Genomic DNA, 18,870 nt, shown 5'->3' on the forward strand with positions numbered 1-18,870 from the left:
ATCGCCTTATATTCCTTTTACCGCTCTTCTTAACTGTATAATCTGTTGGGCTATTTCAAGAGCTCGCCTATGTTCGTGCATCTTTTCAGCTTCTTTTTGATTATGCGTTAATTTTTCTATTTCTATTTCGATACGGTGTTTTTCAATATGCTTTAAACAATCACTAATTTCCGCTTCACCATTTTCTGGGTCACGGTCGATATATGCAGCTTCCATAACTATTTTGCGCAATTCATTGTCATTTAAAACTTCTACAAAACGATGAAAATCTGCCATTTCATATTCTTCATAAAAACCCACTAAACGAACAAATACGGATAAATATTCTTCATGGATAAATGGTGCGTTGTTTCCTAATTTCAAAACTTTATTCACAACATTTACATCATGTAGCATATGAGCAAGTAATAATCGCTCTGCCCGATCCGTCGCCGTTTTTGGCTGCTTTTGCTGAACCAACTCAATCGGTTGCTTCAGTGCATTTTGACTACGCTTTTGTTCTTTTGCACCATCTGCTACAACTTTTCGTAATTGTGCACTAATCGCTTCTTGAGAAATATTTGTCTCAATTGCCAACTGACGAATGTATAAATCTCGTTCGGTCGGTGAAGAATTATCTTTCAATGTTTCAAGAACTTCTTGAATGTATTGTAAGGTGTCATTTTCAAATTGGAAGTTTTTCCCGCGCTTCGCATGCATCATCATAAATGCGATATAGGCGTGCGGTTTTTCAATTATTTGGTTTGTAAACGCTTCTTGACCATGCGTTTGAATATATTCATCCGGGTCAAGCTTGTTCGGTAAAACAGCCACTTCAACTTTTATTCGTTCTTCATGTAACATTTGTGAAGCACGTTTCGCCGCTTCAAAACCAGCATTATCACCATCGTAGCAAATCGTAATTTGCTGAACTAAGCGTTTGAGCTTTGTAATATGCTGGGGTGTAAGCGACGTCCCCATTGTTGCGACTGCATTATAAACACCTGCTCGATTGGCAGCCAGTACATCAATAAACCCTTCCATCAAGACCGCATGCCGTGTTTTTCTTATCGATGCACGAGCCTTGTCCAAATTGTAAAGCACCTGACTTTTATGGAAAATGGGTGTTTCAGGACTATTTAAATACTTTGCTTCATCGGCATCTTTATTAAGAATCCTACCCGAAAAAGCAATCGTTTTTCCGTTCTCATCTCGAATCGGAAACATTATTCTTCCTCGGAAACGATCGAAATATGTTTGATCACTTTCTTTTTGAATGATAAGCCCACATTCAGCCATCTCTTCTAAAAGAAAACCTTTTCGTTCTAACAATATCGAAAGTGTGTCCCAATTCGGTAACGCCCATCCTATTTGATGAGTTTCGATTTGTTCACGCGTAAATCCTCTTTCTAGTAAATAACTTAACGCAAGCTCTCCATCTTCTGTATTCATCAACAAATGATGATAAAATTCAGCAGCATATGCATGTGCTTCTTTCATCATTTCTTCTTTTTTTGAATATGGATTATTTGACGTCGTATGTTCTGATTGCACTTGTACATCTAACGGAATACCTGCACGTTCTCCCAATTTGATTAATGCTTCTGGGAATGCGATATGCTCGATATCCATCACAAACGTTATTGCATTTCCCCCAGCTCCACAACCAAAGCAATGGAAGATTTGTTTTTCTTGAGACACGGAAAAAGAGGGTGTTTGCTCTCCGTGAAATGGACATAATCCAAACCAGTTGCGCCCTCTTTTCGTTAACTGCATATAATCGCTAATCACATCGACTATATCAGACTGCGAACGAATCTGCTCAATCACATGTTCAGGTATTTTCCCAGCCATCTTATCACCATCTACTATTATTACTCTCTACATAATTCGAGAAGAATAAAAAAAATCCTCTAAAATACGACAAAATTTATGATTTTTTTATTAAAAAACTTATTCATAATATTTTTACCACAATTTTATTATTATAAAACAAAAAACTGAACGTTGCTATCTATTTTTTACTATTTCTGTGTTATACACCAAAAATCCTACTGAAAATAGAAAAAATAACAGATTTTTTTTTGTAAAAGCGTTTTTTTCTTACATATGGCGTTTTACGACCAAAAAACCTCCTCTTTTCACTGAGGTGGTTTAAGTGGGCTATTATTTTTCGCCTTCTAGCATATCTAAAATCGTATTTGCTGTTTCTTCGACTGCCCGATTTGTTACATCAATAACCCGACATCCTATTTTATCAGCTATTTGGTGAAAATAGCTAATTTCCTGCTCAATCCGTTGCTGTTGTGCATACGCAGCATTTTCAGTTAGTCCAAGTGTAATTAAACGCTCTTTACGTATATTATTTAATTTACCCGTGGAAATGACTAAACCAAAGCACTTCTTTGGATCGATTTGCATTAATTCAATGGGTGGCTCCACTTCAGGGACAAGTGGTACATTTGCTACTTTATAACTTTTATGTGCTAAATATTGTGAAAGTGGTGTTTTAGAAGTTCGTGACACCCCGATTAATACAATATCCGCTAATAATAGCCCCCTTGGATCTTGACCATCATCATACTTTACCGCAAATTCAATCGCTTCTATTTTTTTAAAATAATCGTCATCCAGTTGATGAACGAGACCCGGTTCTTGTAACGGTGATTCATTAAATGATAGCTCAATTAAATCCATCATTGAGCCCAGTAAATCAATGGTAGGCACATTATTTTCTACTGCCAAATTATAGAGCGCTTTTCGCATTTCCTTTTCGACTAAAGTGAAGACAATTGCTGCTTGTTGTTTGACTGCAATTTGTACGATTTTTTCAATGAGTTCAATATCATTGATTCGGGGAAATTTTCGAATTCTCACTTTATCAAAATTCGGTCGAAATTGGCTGACAACTGCCTTTACCGCATTCTCACCTGTTTCACCAACTGAATCTGAAACAACAAAAATTGTTAAACTTTTCATTAGGCTCTCCTATAAATCATGCGTTTCTGCTAAAGAGATGAATGCACGCGTAATACTTGTTTTTGTTAGGCGTCCAATTACTTCAATTCCATTTTCAGTTTCCTTTACAACAGGCATCGAATCAATTTCGCGTTCAATTAATTTATTTGCTGTCATAACTAAAGAATCTGAAGCTAAGCAATACGCAATATTCGGCATTCTCGTCATAATAATATGTACCGGTATTTTATTTAAGTCTTGTGTACCTATACTTGATCTTAATAAGTCCTTACGTGATAAAACCCCTTGTAAATACCCATCTTTATCCACTACAAATAACGTTCCGACATCTTCTAAGAACATATGACAAATCGCATCGTAAACCGTCATACCTTCAGCAACAACTACTGGTACAGATTGAAAATCCTTAACTTTTAAATTCAGCATAGACTCTGTAATTGCTACAGTAGATTTCTTGCCGGCATAAAAATAGCCAACACGCGGCCTGGCATCTAAAAAGCCAGCCATCGTTAAAATGGCCAAATCCGGACGCAAGGTTGCACGCGTTAATCCTAGGCGCTCTGCGATATGTTCACCTGTGATTGGTCCATTCTCTTTAACAATTTGCAATATAGCCTCTTGACGTTTATTGAGTTCTATTAGACTCACCCGCTTCAAATAATGTTATACTTATTTCTTAATTATTATATACTATTTCGCTCTATATTGCGAAGAAAACAATCCCATGCTACAATATGAGCGTAGAACTGTATTGTTCTTTAAAACAACTTAATAGTACAGCGATGATGGGATTAATAAGTATCAATTTAACGTACAGCGAGTAGGGATAGTGTAAGCCTATATTCAAATTGAGAAACGGCACCCTGAGCTTTTTTTAAAAGAGGTTTTTTAAATCGTGTTTCGGTACAATTTTTGCGCACATTATGGCATACTTTTTCATAATGCGCTGAGATTGGTTACATAATTTAGAAAACAAGCGGGGTGGAACCGCGGGTATATCACATATGATGCACTCGTCCCCGGGCATAGTTATTGTGCCCGGAGACGGGTGCTTTTGTTATTTTCATTCAGCGGGTATTTGAATACCCAATAAATGAACATGCCCCAGCGGATGTCACAGATTTTGAATGGAGTTAATTGCAAGACCTCCCCGCAATTCAAAATCTGGACGCAATTACGTCAAGGCGAAATTGATTAAATTTACAATTGGAGGAATTTTTCATGACACAAAAATCAATGGAAACAATCGTAGCTTTAGCAAAACATCGTGGATTTGTATTTCCAGGATCTGAAATTTACGGCGGTTTAGCAAACACTTGGGATTACGGTCCACTAGGTGTAGAACTTAAAAACAACGTTAAAAAAGCTTGGTGGCAAAAATTCGTTCAAGAGTCTGAACACAATGTCGGCCTTGATGCAGCAATTTTAATGAACCCAAAAGCATGGATCGCTTCTGGTCACGTAGGAAACTTCAATGATCCAATGATCGACTGTAAAGCATGTAAATCTCGCCACCGCGCAGATAAATTAATTGAAGACGCTTCATTAGAAAAGACTGGCAACGAAATTATCGTGGATGGTATGAGCTTTGACCAAATGAAAGAAAAAATGGAAGAGCTTGCAGTAACTTGCCCAGATTGCGGTAAAGTTGATTTCACAGATATCCGTCAATTCAACTTAATGTTCAAAACGCATCAAGGTGTAACAGAATCTTCATCAAACGAAATTTTCCTACGTCCTGAAACAGCACAAGGAATTTTCGTTAACTTTAAAAACGTTCAACGTTCAATGCGTAAACGTACGCCATTCGGTATCGCACAAGTCGGTAAATCATTCCGTAACGAAATCACGCCAGGTAACTTCACATTCCGTACACGTGAATTCGAACAAATGGAATTAGAATTCTTCTGTAAGCCAGGTGAAGACCTTGAGTGGCATTCATACTGGAAAAACTTCTGTAAAGATTGGTTATTAAACCTTGGTATGAAGCAAGATTCAATGCGTTTACGTGACCATGAAGATGATGAACTTTCTCACTACTCAAACGCTACAACAGATATCGAATTCCGCTTCCCATTCGGTTGGGGTGAGCTATGGGGTATTGCAGACCGTACAGACTTCGACTTAAAACAACATATGGAGCATTCAGGTGAAGATTTCACTTACATTGATCCAATTACAAACGAACGCTACGTACCATACTGCATCGAACCATCATTAGGTGCAGACCGTGTGACATTAGCATTCTTATGTGATGCCTATGATGAAGAGCAATTAGAAGGCGATGACAAACGTACTGTATTACGCTTCCACCCTGCTTTAGCACCATTTAAAGCAGCAGTATTACCGTTATCGAAAAAATTATCAGAAGAAGCTGGCGATGTTTGGGCTGATTTACGTAAAGCTTTCCCAGTAGACTTCGATGAATCACAATCAATCGGTAAACGCTACCGTCGTCAAGATGAAATCGGTACACCGTTCTGTATTACGTATGACTTCGATTCAAAAGAGGACGGTCAAGTAACAGTACGTCACCGCGATTCAATGGAACAAACACGTATGCCAATCGCTGATGTAAAAGCATATATCGAAAAACACTTACAATTCTAAACGAATAGAGCAAGACCAACATGTTGTGCATAGAACATGTTGGTCTTTTTTTACGTATCCAACCGAATCCCCTCCAAAAATTAAGAAGCAAATTCGCTGGGAATGAGTTATAATTTTCTGAAAAGTTATTAAATGGGGGGATCTTTATGTTTTTCCAATTAAAGAAATCACCAAAAATAGTGCCGGATACATACGACAAAGCTTTTCAACTCGTAAGTGCTGTTATCCATCAAGAATGCCCAGAACATCGTGCCAATCACCATATTTTATATTCAGCTAATCAAAAATTAGAAGCTTACTTAGAAGCGCAAAAACATTTCCGTCAGTTTGAGGACCCTGCAACCGAAATCGGGAAATTTAGCACCGAAGCCTATCAAGTCGCAAAGAAAAAATATCATCAACTTTATTATATTATCCGTGGCTTCATGCATTTGAGCGACGAAAACAAGCGCGACCATTTCAACCATCGTTTTCGTTTTCATGCAGAAAAATTAGATACAATGTATTTACTATGGGAGCAAAAAAATTACTGGCAACTACTAAACTTAGATGCTTCATTTTATGAGCAATTGAAAGATGATTTAGTCCCAATGCTTACGCAGTTTGAATAGGAAACGTTGTGCCTATATGAACCTCTTGAAACTTTTCAAGGATTCCAAGCGTAAATATACTATTCATATAACTAGGAGGCAACTCGGTGGAATCAAAAGAACAATTATTGCACCATTTAACGACAATTGAAGAATGGGAAAAGGATCAAAAGGGGTTATGGTTTTGGGAGAAAATCGGTCGAATCCCATTTAAAATACTTGATAAATTAACACCGAAGATCATTCAAGAGAAGATTTCCTTATTAATCGATGAATTAGTAAGCTATGTTCAAACGGGCGGAAAATACTTATTGAGTGAAAAGTCGATGCTTCAACATATTCAAAAGCATACATTGCACTCAATCGAGTCCATTGAAGATATTCAAAACATGCCGATTGCTGATATGGTTGAGCTAAGTGTAAAACTCCAAAAGAGTCGGGCAAAATTAGCAACTGTCCAAGGTGCATCAACAGGCTTCGGAGGCATTTTTACACTGGCTATCGATATTCCTGTTATTTTAGGGATGGCCCTTAAAACATTGCAAGAAATTGCCTTTATCCATGGCTATGATCCGAATGATAAAATGGAACGAATTTTTATTGTCAAATGCTTACAGTTTGCCTCTTCTGATATTGTTGGTAAGGAAGCCATTTTAAAAGAATTAGCCAAAGATTATTCAGAACCGAAGTCAGCAGAAAATATGGTGTCGCAAATGCAAGGTTGGCAAGAAGTATTTTATACGTACCGCGATAATTTCGGCGTGAAGAAGTTTTTACAAATGATCCCGATTGCTGGGATGGTATTTGGCGCATTTATTAATAAGTCTATGATTGAGGATATTGCCGAGGCGGGTATGATGTTGTATCGAAAACGTCGTGTTATTGAGAGATTAGCCACTGAAAAAAACGTATAAATTAACGTCAACTAAACTAACTTCAAGTTTAGTTGACATTTTTTATGAATGACGATTTAAAAAATTTAATCTCCTGCTATTTCCACTATTTCACCAGCAACATACTGGTACCGTTTTCCCGCCGTTTCATGATAAATAATCCACTCATCATAACTGGAAATTAATGATGGCTTTTCAATTTGAAACTCCTGAGTCGGAACAACTACCTCTTCACTTGAAAGGTATTGTGATAACTCCCCAAGTACAAGTTGCTCAAATTCCGATGTTTTTTTATGAAAAACACTAGCAGCGGCTATAAGAAACGGAAAACAAATGACGATAATTACAATTCCAATCATCAACTTATTCAATGTATTCCCTCATTTTCGCCATCTCTACATTTTGGCGGTGAGCATCTTTCATCTCATCAAAAAATTCGTATTTATTTTGCAACTGCAATTCAAGTTCTGCATCTGGATTTGCTAGGCTTTGCAAATATACTTTTGATTCCTTTATGCGCTCCGCAATTTCAGTAGGCTTCGCTGTTACTGTCCCGTGCCCCGGTACAAGCGTATGAATGGCATGTTTGTGAAAAATCACCTCGGCCTTTTCCATAGTCGCCACATAGTCATCATAGCTACTATCAATAAAAGGAAACTCAACATCCGACAAATAATCGCCGGCTAGCAGAATACGTTGCTGTTCGACAACCGTAAATAAACCATCTTCTGTATGCCCTGGCGCTAAATAAAAAACCAACGTTAATGATGCTAATTCAAGCTTTTGCCCGTCTTCTTCAATAACCAAATCAACAGCAGGATAATCAATCGGGTAGTTTCTTGAAATATAATATTGCGCATCAAATTTTTCGATTTGTTGCACGGCTTGTTCTTTATTTGGATTATTTGCAAATGCTTGTGAAGCAATAACAAATGCATTTGGAAAAGCTCCTGCTGCAATAATATGATCAAAATCACTATGCGTAAAAATAAAATACAGCTTTCGATTATTTAAAACACGCACAACATAACTTTTTATTTCATCCACTTCATTTGGCAACCAATTTGGGTCTATTAAAATAACGGCATCTGTCGTTTCAATCAAAGTCGTCGTTGTCTTATATAAAATACTTTGAAAGACTGTCATAATTTCGTTTTGATAGTGAATCATTTTTAAGTTCCCCCTGTACAATCGTAAAAAAACCAGCTATTAGGAATTCCCGCTAACTGGTTTTATAAATTTGGTATTTAGTCCGTTGACTCTTTCTTTTCGCGCAATAATAATGGTGTTCGTTCTAATTGTTCGATAAAGCTTCTTGATTTTAAACGAATCCCCGTTTGCTCTTCATAAATCGTGGTCACAATCTTTTTAATAAATTGCTTCGTTTGTGGCTTTAAATCCAACTTACCTACTTGATCAATCGACACCGTATAAAACATACGAATGAGTTTCAATTGCGTCGGCGATAACCGGATGATGTATGGATCTCTATGAAAACAGCGATGGCATAAAAAACCACCTTGCGTAAATGAAAACGCAAACTCCCCGTCCACTGCCCCGCAACTCGCACAAGCATGTAAAATCGGCTGAATTCCAGCATATGCAAGCATCTTCCAATCCACAAATAACGTAATTGCTTCTGGATCATAACCTTCTTCAATCGCAGTTAAGGCTTGTGTTAATACATCAAATGCAAACGGCTCAGCATTGCCTTCCTCCACTAATCGATCGACAAGTTCCATAATATAGCTGGCATATGCTGTCGCTACGATATCGGTTTGTATATGACGCATCGCATTCAAATGCTCCCCTTGTTGCAGCGTCCCCATTCCTGATGTACGCTGCACGAGAAAGATGCCATGCATAAAGGGCTGCGTCACTCCTGCTAAACGACTCGTTGGCTTTTTAGCACCGCGCGCCATACAAGCGACTTTTCCCGCTTCACGTGTCATTAACGTAACAATTTTATTGGATTCACCATAGGCACGCGCTTTTAAAACGATGCCTTCCCATTTATGTAGCATCTTCGCACATCCTTTATTTCGTTCATCCTCTTATTATACATGACTTGCTCCGTCGAAATCACTTTAATGAACTGTTACTCCTTCACCGAGCACTTTTTTTACCCATCCTAAATTTTGAACCGCACGTACTTCTACATCCGCTAATGGATAAACACGATAAACGCCGTCTTTATCAAGCAATGTAGCCGTCGCATCAAATTGAGGTTTGCCAATCGTGACGGTTTCGCCTTCTTTCGTAATTTCAAAACTTCCAATCCCGCCGACCATTGTGTTCGGTATCGTTAAAATCGTTGAAAAATAATTCCCTAGTGAATAAAATACATGCGTTTCATGTCCGGCATCATTTTTAAGTTTCGTATACGGCTGCAATACGTGCGGATGCGTACCAAAAATGATATCTGCTCCCGCTTGATTTAGCACCTTCGCATGATGACGTTGATAGTCATTTTCCGAAACGGTATACTCCGGACCCCAATGCATCGATACAACAACGACATCGACTAAATCCCGAAGCGCTTGAATATCCGCTGTCATCTTTTCCTCATGAATATAGTTCACGATAAACGGCGAGCCCTTCGGTAAATACAAGCCATTCGTGCCATATGTATAGCCTAAAACACCAATTTTAATTGAACCAAATTCAAGAATCCTTGGCTTATTTGCATCTTCTTTTGACTTGTAAGCACCTGCATAAGGCATATTATGCGTTGCCAAATTTTCAAAAATCGTTCGTACACCGCCTTCTCCTTTATCAACTGTATGATTATTCGCGAGATTGACCATATCTACGCCTGCATTTTGTATATCTCGAATAATATGTGGAGGGCTTGAAAATTGGGGATACCCGCTAAGTGCATATTTATTGCCAACAGGTGGCGATTCTTGGTTCGCGATTAAATAATCATAGCTTTGCATAAGTGGTGTAACTGCAGCAAATGACGAAGAATAATCCTTATATTTAGCCAAACGTAAATGCAATAAAACATCTCCAAGCATCGCAAAACGGATGGAGTCTTTTACAACAACGGGCTCCGGTTCTGGTTCAACCTTTTTCTCCACTACTGGTTCTTCTATCTTTGGAGATTCACTCGCCACATTTTCATGCATTTCAGTAACCGCTACTGTATTTTTGACATCTTTTCGTTCCATATCAATTGGATCTATTCCAAACGCTACGACAACAAACACTAATGCGGCAAGCGATACAATCCAAAATCCGAAAAGAACTTTATTTAACTTACTCAAAGCTATTCGTACCACCTTTTAATCAATTACGTCTCGACGTAATTGCGTCCAGATTTTTTTCGAGCACGCTCGAAAAACTCCCCTAAAAAATATGTGACATCCGCGGCGCTAACTTGATTCAGCAGAAGTCCCCCTACGGGGACTTCTGCTGAATCAAGTGTAAAATTATACCTATTTATAATAATACCAAATCTATTTTATTAATCAATATGTAATAATACACAAGCAAAATCAAAAAAAACAGATGCGACATAAGCCACATCTGAAAAAATTCTTAGTATTCGTCATCTCGGAAACCGAAGTCTCGTAAATGCGTTTGTTTATTACGCCAATCTTTTTGAACTTTTACCCATAGCTCTAAATAAACTTTTGAGCCTAAAAGCATTTCAATATCTTTACGCGCTAATGAACCAACCTCTTTTAAGAGTGATCCACGTTTCCCGATAACAATCCCTTTTTGTGAATCGCGTTCCACCATAATTGTCGCTTGCACATGAATCATGTTTTCCTTTTCTTCATGTGGTTTAATACGGTCAATAACTACTGCAATTGAATGTGGAATTTCCTCACGTGTTAAATGCAATACCTTTTCACGAATCATTTCCGAAATAATAAAACGCTCTGGATGATCTGTTACTTGGTCTGCTGGATAATATTGTGGACCTTCTGGCAAATATTTTTCAATCGTTGTCAGTAAGTTTTCCACATTATTGCCTTGTAGTGCGGAAATCGGTATAATTTCTGCAAAATCGAATTTATCTTTATATGAGTCAATAATTTTTAATAATTCATCCGGATGAACAAGGTCGATTTTATTAATAATTAAAAAGACTGGCGTTTTATTGCCTTCAAGCAATTCAATAATAAATTCATCGCCTTTACCAATCTTTTGTTCTGCATTTACCATGAACATAATTGCGTCCACTTCTCTTAATGCATTACGAGACGTTTTTAACATGAATTCGCCTAGCTTATGCTTTGGCTTATGAATGCCTGGTGTATCGATAAAAATCGTTTGTGAATTATCTTGTGTTAATACACCTTGTACTTTATTACGTGTTGTTTGTGGCTTATCTGACATAATCGCGATTTTTTGTCCGATTACGCGGTTTAAAAATGTTGATTTCCCTACATTTGGGCGTCCTACAATCGATACAAAGCCCGATTTGAAGCCGCTGTTATTTTGCTGCATTTTCCATATCCTCCGATGTAAAAGCACCCGGTAAAAGGTCTCCCACTGTTGTTTGTTGAACGTCTCCATTCAAGTTTGTTAAATAAACTGGCATCGTTTGTGAACAAAACTCAGCCATTACCTGTCTACAAGCACCACAAGGCGAAACAGGCCCTGGTGTATCTGCTACGATTGCGATTGCTGTAAATTTCGTCACACCTTCAGAAACAGCTTTAAAAAACGCTGTACGCTCGGCGCAATTTGTCATACTATAGCTCGCATTTTCAATGTTGCAGCCGTGATAAACGCTACCATCTTCCGTAAGCAGAGCTGCCCCTACTTTAAATTTAGAGTACGGTACATAGGCATTTTCACGCGCAATTTTTGATTGTGCGATTAGTTGTTCCATGTTCATGGGAATATCCCCCTTTTTTTCATTCAATTACGCTAGAGGCTCTACCTTCATTCAATGTCTATTTTAACATCTACCAAATGATATTCAGAGCCATTTTGGTAAAAATATGAGTAGTCCGATTATAACACTTGCGCTCGCAAATACAAGTACAGCCCCTGCTGCAACGTCTTTTGCGTCTTTCGCTAAAGGTTGGATTTCTGGTGAAGATAAGTCCACAACTCGTTCAATTGCCGTATTGAACATTTCAGCACCAATAACAAGCGCGATGATGAGCGTTAAAATAAGCCACTCCACTAAGCTAAGTCCTGTAACGATTCCCGCAATTACTACAACGAACGCACTCACAATATGAAAGCGTAAATTTTGTTCTTTCGCTGCAGTTAAAATCCCTTGTATCGCATAGATAAATGAACGAAAAAATTTACGGACGTTCATTTGTATCACGACCTAAGCCGTAAGTTTCTAACACTTCATCTTGCTTGCCAAACATGATTTTTTCATCTTCAGGCGTCATATGATCATAACCAAGTAAATGTAAGAAGCCATGAACAGCAAGGAACCCTAACTCACGCTCAAAGGAATGGCCATACTCCTCCGCTTGTTCACGTGTACGGTCCGTCGAAATAATAATATCGCCAAGCACTCGTGGCATCCCTTCACCGATAATTTGAACTTCATCTTCCCCTAATTCTTCCATAGCAAAAGAAATAACATCTGTCGGCTGATCCTTATCACGGTATTCGCGATTAATTTCATGGATTGCTTCATTTGTTACGAACGTTACTGAAACTTCTGAGCCCTCTTCAATCCCTTCGATTTTGGCAGCATGCTGAAGCAGTTTTTCTACTAGCTCAATATCTGCTTCCTTCACTCCATTTGTTTCATCTAAAAAATCAATTGTTAACATGTTGTTCCTCCTAGCGTTATTTTGGATATTCAATACGTGAGTGGAACGTTCCATTTAATGTTTCACATAACACATCTTCAATAATTTTTAGCTCTTTTAATGAAATATCACATTCATCAAATTGATCGTCTTGAACACGGTCTTGAATAATCGATTGGACTAATTTTTGTATTTTCTCTGCATTTGGATTTTGCATCGAGCGCACGGCTGCCTCTACACTATCCGCTACACTAATAATTGCCGCTTCCTTCGTTTGTGGCTTTGGCCCTGGGTAGCGGAACACACTTTCATCCAATTCTTTCCCTTCCTCTTTTGCTTTAAACAAGAAGAATTTTAACAAACTTGTCCCGTGATGTTGCAAACAAATATCAATAATTTCTTGCGGCATTTTATGTTTCCGTAGCAACTCGGCCCCGTCCGTCGTATGGGCAATAATAATTTTCGCACTGCTTTCAGGCGGCAAAGAATCATGCGGGTTTGTCCCCATCTGATTTTCAATGAAAAACAAAGGTCTTTTCGTTTTTCCTACATCATGATAGTAGCACCCTACACGCGCAAGTAAACCATCCGCACCAATGGCCTCACTTGCAGCTTCAGCCAAGTTTGCGACCATTACACTATGGTGATAGGTCCCTGGTGTTTCTGTTAACACTTTACGCAATAACGGATGATTTGGGTTCGATAGTTCGATTAATCTCATCGTGGATAAGAAACCAAATGCCGATTCAAAATACGGCAGTAACCCCATTGTTAAGGCGCCCGAGAGCAACCCTGAAATGATACCTGCTGCCATATAAAACGAAACTTCTTTCAAGCCATATCCTGACTGAGCCATTAATAAATAAAATGCAATAAACAATACGTTCATAACCGTTACAACTGCAACAGATTGTAAAATATGAGAACGTTTTTCTACGCTTCTCATGAAGAATAACGATGCAAAGCCACCAAATAAAATATACAGTGCCGCATCCATTTGAAGGACAGCTGCATACCCCTCTTGGAAAATGATGCCCGCTGAAGCCGCAGTCGTGATTGTTACAACACTTGCCGCTCGATCATTTGCAAGCACGCGTACAAGCATCGTCGCCATTGCAGAAGGATAAACAAAGGCCATTACTAATTCAAAGTTTATCGAAATTAAACTAATGAGCTTCATCATAATAATCGCAATCGAATAAACAATGACCGTAACGAGTAAGGCATTTCGCTTTTTCGATAGGGACTGTGTGGAACGCTCAAATAAAATGTAAAGGAACGACATTTGTAGCAAAATTAAAATAGCTAATCCAACAATCGGCTTGACGGATGTTTTATTATCAAGCATTGCTAACAGTTCAAGCTGACGATACACCTCTCGCGTGATAACTTCGCCTTCTTGAACGATGATTTGCCCTTGTAAAATGCGCGTAGGTTCTACCGCTTCTCGTGCTTGTTGTTTAGCAACTACCGTTTTTTCTTTATCTAATATTTCGGTTTCTACAATAGCGGCACGTCCAATTATGACCGCTAAGCTCATCAGCGGTTCAGGAATCGAATATTGCTGACGAATTTTACTTTCAAATTCATTGCGGAACGAGATTAATTGGTCTTTTCGTATCGACCTCGTGAGACTTTCCTCTACTAAATTAGCCAGCGTATCTCGTGTACTCGTAATATTAGCTTTTGATGCATTCAGTAGGTTAGCAAGTTGTGCTTCCGAGATGGAAAAACTTGATTGATGTTCTATTATATCTTTTAAACTCTTTTTCAATAAAGTAATTTGCTCGGCTTCCGATGGTACTTCTTTCTCTTTTTCAATTTCTTTTTTTACTTCTAAAACGATATCAAAAATTGTTGTAACGAATGTCGAGCGATGATTGGCAATTTCATCATTGAGTACATAGACTGGATCGATTAATTGCTCTGCTGTTTCTTTGTCTAACTCCGTTTTTGCTGTATCTTCCACCGTTTTTGTGGAACGAATCGTTTCCGGTGCGAGTTCCGTTAATTGAATATCATATGTAATGCCTCTCACATTATCCAGCATCAATGTAAACTGTAATAATGCAGTGAGGAGAAGGACTATAATTAAAAAGGTTCGAAAACTAATAAGCTCGATAATTTTCTTTATTTGCTTTCCCATCATGCACCTCCATTTATGTATATAAGTATTCTACCAAATTTATGTTCGTCTGTTTATGAAAAGCCCCATATGTTTTCATAATATTTGTCGTTTTTAGGAAAAAAGTGTTTCACATTCGTAAAAAAAGCTTCCAATTCCCTATAAAAGGAATGAAAGCTTTTGGACTAATTTAATTCAGCGGGAATTGAATCCCCGCTGAATTAAATTAGTGCCCCTCTGGACGCAATTATGCCGAGGCATAATTGATTCATTATTTTACAACTCTTTTTCTGAATAAGCTTGAATAACTTTTGCAACAAGTGGATGACGAACCACATCACCCTGCTCAAGAATTTGGAAATGAATATCTTTCACATGCTTCAATGTTCGCTCAGCAACAATCAACCCAGATTCTGTATTTCTAGGTAAATCAATTTGGGTTGTATCGCCGGTAATGACCATTTTAGAGCCGAAACCGAGACGTGTTAAAAACATTTTCATCTGCTGATGCGTCGTATTTTGCGCTTCATCTAATATAACAAAGGCATCATCTAATGTTCGACCGCGCATGTAGGCAAGCGGGGCTATTTCAATTGTTCCGCGCTCTAATAAACGTTGTGTTTGTTCTTGCCCATAAATATCATGCAGGGCGTCATACAATGGGCGCAAGTAAGGATCGACCTTCTCTTTTAAGTCACCTGGTAAGAAACCTAAAGATTCCCCTGCTTCAACAGCTGGACGTGTTAAGATAATACGTTTCACATGTCCATTTTTTAATGACTGCGTGGCCATCACAACAGCTAAATACGTTTTCCCTGTACCTGCTGGACCTATCCCAAAAATTAAATCCTTATGTCGAATCGCACGAATATATTCCCGTTGTCCAATCGTTTTGGCACGGATAGATTTCCCCTTTGTATTACGTGCAATTTCTTCATCATAAAGCTCTGCGTAGTATTCAATTGTCCCTTTATTCGCCATTTCAATAGCTGTGGAGACATCGCGTTGATCAATATTAATATTTTTACGAATCACCTTTAAAAGCGCCTCTAAAACAGCATGTGCTCTCTGTTTTTGTGCATCATTATCACCGGCAATTTGGATCACTTCACCACGCGTAATAATTTGAACACCGTATGTTTCCTCTATAAGCGTAATATTTGCATCGGACATCCCTAAAAGCATTACCGCTTCATTTGGATTGTCGATTTGGAGCTCAACAAGTTTTTCTGACATACTCATTCTCCTTGATCAATTGGACGTGGTTGTGCAATATTTTCATTTACCAAAAATAGGACTTTCCCCTTTACTGTATCATCATCAGTCGTTACGTGCAAAAGTTTTTCATTTTTGATAGTTGATTTGAGCGGCAAAGACCGAATCATTTTTTCATGTAATAACGGTAATACAAACGTATCAATTTCATCTTCATCTATCTGTTCTGTCTTTTGTTCAAAACTTCGATATGGCTCATATGTGACGATTGTTTTAAGCGGCTTAATCGATTGCTCCTGCCACGCATTTTGAAGCTGCTCCCAGTTCCATTTATACTCCCAGCCATAATCCACCAATACATTTAATGTTACTTGCCTCGGAATAGAAAACGTAGACTCCAACCAATAATCCGCAAAAACTTCCCCTTGCGCATCCACTACAAAATTCGTACCATCCCGTTCCAATACTCCAGATACAAGCGTATCCCCCTTATACACCGTTTCATTAGGGGCCACTTTACGGACACCGCTTGAAATTTTAAAGTGCGTAATTACGCCACTATTGGAGGCAATCAAATGTTGCTTTTGAGTTGTTTTCTTAGGAGTAGATAACTTAGGTGCTAATTGTGGTGCAACGATAATATGACTTCCCTGCTTCGTTATATGTATCCATGAAAATTCACGAAACCGTTCCATCAGTTGTTGGCGCAATAAATAATCATCGATAAATTGCCCACTTCTCACTGGCACTTGAATCGCTAATTCCTCCGTTAAATATTGATAAACCTCATCCTCAAGCTCCACGGTACTTGCCTCAACATCTATCTTCCAAACAAATTGTGAAAAAACCACTGGAATAACAAGTAAAAATAGCAAGCCAACGATACTGACTACATCTTTTTGCAAAATTCGATTCGGCGTTGCGTAACGGATTTTCAATTTAACATGATAGTTTCTACGGGCTTCTCTTATAGTAGGTAAATGAAAATGCGATACAGAAAAGGTAATTTCCTGTTTCTTAAAACGAATGTTGTATAAAGGGACTTGATGGCTTTTTAAATATTGTATGAACGAAGATGATGCATTCCCTTGCTTTAACGAAATATATAACAAACGTCCATTCACTTTAGTCATCGTTGAATGCGCTCTATCGTCATTTTCTGTAATGATTGACATGTCAATAAAAAGCCATCTTCCTGTAAAAACTGTACAGCAATTTCTTTTCCAGTCACATGCATATGAAATTGTTCAAACACACATTCATACTGATCAGTCGTAATATTTCGAATTTGATACGTACCGTGATAGCGTATTTTTTCGGTGTTGGAAATTTTTAATGTAGGTTCTGATGGAAATAATTTTTTCAAATTAAAATGCCCCCCTTAGCGATACTATATGCGTACAACCTGGAGGACATGTGTTTTCAGATAGATTTGCTTAAACCCCTTTAATCATACTGAGAAAATCGCTAACATTTCGAAAAGGAAGCACCAAATATCCATCACCACAAATGTCACATGGGAATGGTTTGTTTTTTATTATACCTACCATAATTATTTCGCATTTCTTAATTCACTATACTGCACAGTTATCCGATTTTCGGGATTTGTTAGAAACGCATTCCCCGCGCTCGTATAATCACAGCATAAACAAGTCCCGCAGTATATAGAGGGAAAACAAATACTGACGCAAATAAAAGAAGGAGCCCCATTCCGTAATCGTCATTATCTTGCAACATTCCATCTGGGATAACAGAAGATATTGTAAGTGACCATATAAGCATATACGGAAACCAAAGCACTGTAGAAAGTAATAGCAAGTAACTTCCCACTAGTCGATTCTTAGTAACCTTGAAAAATATAATCAAAAATGTTACCCATAATAAAATCAATATGAAATTAAAAACTTCTTGTGGTATTCCAATAGCGTCACTCCAAATCGTTCTATTAATGTACATAAAACCGGATATGAAAAATAAAAATCCAAACGCCGCACTAATAAAATTCAACTGAAGAAACACGCTCACTCAAACCAGCCCTTTCCTTGTTATACCAAATTAGACGTTTATATGTATTGAAAGTTCACATTCAGCTAAATGTTAACCGTGGTAGCAATATCATCGTTAAAAATATCACTTGTATAACTTTAGCTAATGTATACACATCTATTTTAAACACTTCACTTCAGCATCTAAAAAAACCATCTTCCTCACAGTGTTTGTGAAGAAAGATGGTTTCATTTATGATCGCTTTGCTTTTGGTGGTCCTAAAATTTCAGTCATCACAATCGCTTGCATCAATTCTTTTTGATTTGATGGCACAACTTTTAAGCGATTCGATTCTTGTTGCTTAATCATTTGCACGATAGGACGTTCTTGAAGACCACGAGCTTTTTTCGGCTCTTCAAGAGGCTTTGATTTTCGTTCAATAAATTCCCGAGCAGGACTCACTTTTGGCAACTCAACTTCTATTTTAGCTGGTATTTCAATTGGCTTTGGCTCTGGTTTTCGTTTGTCATTTAATTGACCGAAAATTTCATTAGCAAAGTCTTCTAGCGATTTCGGTTGTCTCGTTTCTACCCTACTCGGACGAACCTCTTCACGCGGCCTGGGAGCCGATTGATTGCTAAATGGTGGCATTGGCTTCGTTTGCTTCTTTTTATCTTCCGCTTTGCCTTTTGTAAATAAAGAACTTAGCACAAACATGACAATCATAATGATAATACCTTCCATTTAGTGAT

Annotated in this window: 19 protein-coding genes; 3 read left to right on the forward strand and 16 right to left on the reverse strand. The window is 38.0% G+C overall.

All coding sequences use genetic code 11. From position 1 onward, the window contains the following. Window positions 1–6: 6 nt before the first annotated feature. The 3 genes from dnaG to ccpN all read right to left on the reverse strand — a co-directional run bounded on the left by dnaG (window position 7) and on the right by ccpN (window position 3,606). Window positions 7–1,833 carry a DNA primase gene (dnaG, locus tag ACQKIH_RS16300; protein WP_057989591.1) on the reverse strand — a complete coding sequence of 609 codons (1,827 nt, stop codon included), beginning with the start codon at window positions 1,831–1,833 and terminating at the stop codon, window positions 7–9. A gap of 312 nt (window positions 1,834–2,145) precedes the next feature. After that, window positions 2,146–2,958, reverse strand: coding sequence for a pyruvate, water dikinase regulatory protein (locus tag ACQKIH_RS16305; protein WP_057989594.1), 813 nt, complete (start codon window positions 2,956–2,958; stop codon window positions 2,146–2,148). A 9-nt stretch (window positions 2,959–2,967) separates the two neighbouring features. Beyond that, complete coding sequence (gene ccpN, locus ACQKIH_RS16310) at window positions 2,968–3,606, reverse strand: transcriptional regulator CcpN (RefSeq protein WP_083493783.1); 639 nt, start codon at window positions 3,604–3,606, stop codon at window positions 2,968–2,970. Between the two features lie 573 nt (window positions 3,607–4,179). Between ccpN and ACQKIH_RS16315 the strand changes: the two genes are divergently transcribed. From ACQKIH_RS16315 to ACQKIH_RS16325, 3 genes are all read left to right on the forward strand, one after another. Then, complete coding sequence (locus ACQKIH_RS16315) at window positions 4,180–5,568, forward strand: glycine--tRNA ligase (protein ID WP_057989597.1); 1,389 nt, start codon at window positions 4,180–4,182, stop codon at window positions 5,566–5,568. A 146-nt stretch (window positions 5,569–5,714) separates the two neighbouring features. Beyond that, window positions 5,715–6,179, forward strand: a complete 465-nt coding sequence (locus ACQKIH_RS16320) for a hypothetical protein (protein WP_427767900.1) — start codon at window positions 5,715–5,717, stop codon at window positions 6,177–6,179. An 86-nt stretch (window positions 6,180–6,265) separates the two neighbouring features. After that, complete coding sequence (locus ACQKIH_RS16325) at window positions 6,266–7,072, forward strand: EcsC family protein (protein ID WP_427767901.1); 807 nt, start codon at window positions 6,266–6,268, stop codon at window positions 7,070–7,072. A 65-nt stretch (window positions 7,073–7,137) separates the two neighbouring features. On the opposite strand, the gene ACQKIH_RS16330 is transcribed toward ACQKIH_RS16325, so the two are convergent. The 13 genes from ACQKIH_RS16330 to ACQKIH_RS16390 form a co-directional block, all read right to left on the reverse strand. After that, window positions 7,138–7,422, reverse strand: coding sequence for a hypothetical protein (locus ACQKIH_RS16330; protein WP_427767902.1), 285 nt, complete (start codon window positions 7,420–7,422; stop codon window positions 7,138–7,140). After that, window positions 7,415–8,221: an MBL fold metallo-hydrolase gene (locus tag ACQKIH_RS16335; protein ID WP_427767903.1), complete on the reverse strand. Its 807-nt coding sequence runs from the start codon at window positions 8,219–8,221 to the stop codon at window positions 7,415–7,417. Before ACQKIH_RS16335 ends, ACQKIH_RS16330 begins: the two co-directional genes overlap by 8 nt. Window positions 8,222–8,298: 77 nt before the next feature. Next, a complete protein-coding gene (gene recO, locus ACQKIH_RS16340) occupies window positions 8,299–9,075 on the reverse strand; it encodes a DNA repair protein RecO (RefSeq protein ID WP_057989603.1) in 777 nt (258 codons plus the stop codon). 63 nt (window positions 9,076–9,138) lie between these two features. Next, entirely contained in the window at window positions 9,139–10,320 is a 1,182-nt protein-coding gene (locus tag ACQKIH_RS16345) for a CapA family protein (RefSeq protein WP_427767904.1), read from the reverse strand. A 274-nt stretch (window positions 10,321–10,594) separates the two neighbouring features. Then, window positions 10,595–11,512 (reverse strand): GTPase Era, encoded by a 918-nt coding sequence (era, locus tag ACQKIH_RS16350; protein ID WP_057989607.1) that lies wholly within the window; start codon window positions 11,510–11,512, stop codon window positions 10,595–10,597. Further along, window positions 11,499–11,906 carry a cytidine deaminase gene (locus tag ACQKIH_RS16355; RefSeq protein ID WP_057989609.1) on the reverse strand — a complete coding sequence of 136 codons (408 nt, stop codon included), beginning with the start codon at window positions 11,904–11,906 and terminating at the stop codon, window positions 11,499–11,501. Before ACQKIH_RS16355 ends, era begins: the two co-directional genes overlap by 14 nt. Window positions 11,907–11,990: 84 nt before the next feature. Continuing rightward, on the reverse strand, window positions 11,991–12,341 hold the full coding sequence (locus ACQKIH_RS16360) for a diacylglycerol kinase family protein (protein ID WP_427767905.1): 351 nt from the start codon (window positions 12,339–12,341) through the stop codon (window positions 11,991–11,993). Beyond that, window positions 12,328–12,813, reverse strand: coding sequence for an rRNA maturation RNase YbeY (ybeY, locus tag ACQKIH_RS16365; protein WP_427767906.1), 486 nt, complete (start codon window positions 12,811–12,813; stop codon window positions 12,328–12,330). The genes ACQKIH_RS16360 and ybeY overlap by 14 nt, the downstream gene beginning before the upstream one ends. Before the next feature lie 16 nt (window positions 12,814–12,829). Further along, a complete protein-coding gene (locus ACQKIH_RS16370; RefSeq protein WP_427767907.1) occupies window positions 12,830–14,938 on the reverse strand; it encodes an HD family phosphohydrolase in 2,109 nt (702 codons plus the stop codon). Between the two features lie 255 nt (window positions 14,939–15,193). Next, entirely contained in the window at window positions 15,194–16,153 is a 960-nt protein-coding gene (locus ACQKIH_RS16375) for a PhoH family protein (protein WP_057989617.1), read from the reverse strand. Window positions 16,154–16,155: 2 nt separating this feature from the next. Next, the gene (locus ACQKIH_RS16380; RefSeq protein ID WP_236706914.1) at window positions 16,156–17,307 is read right to left on the reverse strand and encodes a sporulation protein YqfD; all 1,152 of its coding nucleotides are present in this window, start codon (window positions 17,305–17,307) and stop codon (window positions 16,156–16,158) included. After that, window positions 17,262–17,498, reverse strand: a complete 237-nt coding sequence (locus ACQKIH_RS16385; RefSeq protein ID WP_057989620.1) for a hypothetical protein — start codon at window positions 17,496–17,498, stop codon at window positions 17,262–17,264. Before ACQKIH_RS16385 ends, ACQKIH_RS16380 begins: the two co-directional genes overlap by 46 nt. 872 nt (window positions 17,499–18,370) lie before the next feature. Next, complete coding sequence (locus ACQKIH_RS16390; protein WP_427767908.1) at window positions 18,371–18,862, reverse strand: hypothetical protein; 492 nt, start codon at window positions 18,860–18,862, stop codon at window positions 18,371–18,373. Window positions 18,863–18,870 lie beyond the last annotated feature (8 nt).

This window comes from Solibacillus cecembensis (assembly GCF_050272495.1).
Lineage (GTDB): Bacteria > Bacillota > Bacilli > Bacillales_A > Planococcaceae > Solibacillus > Solibacillus cecembensis.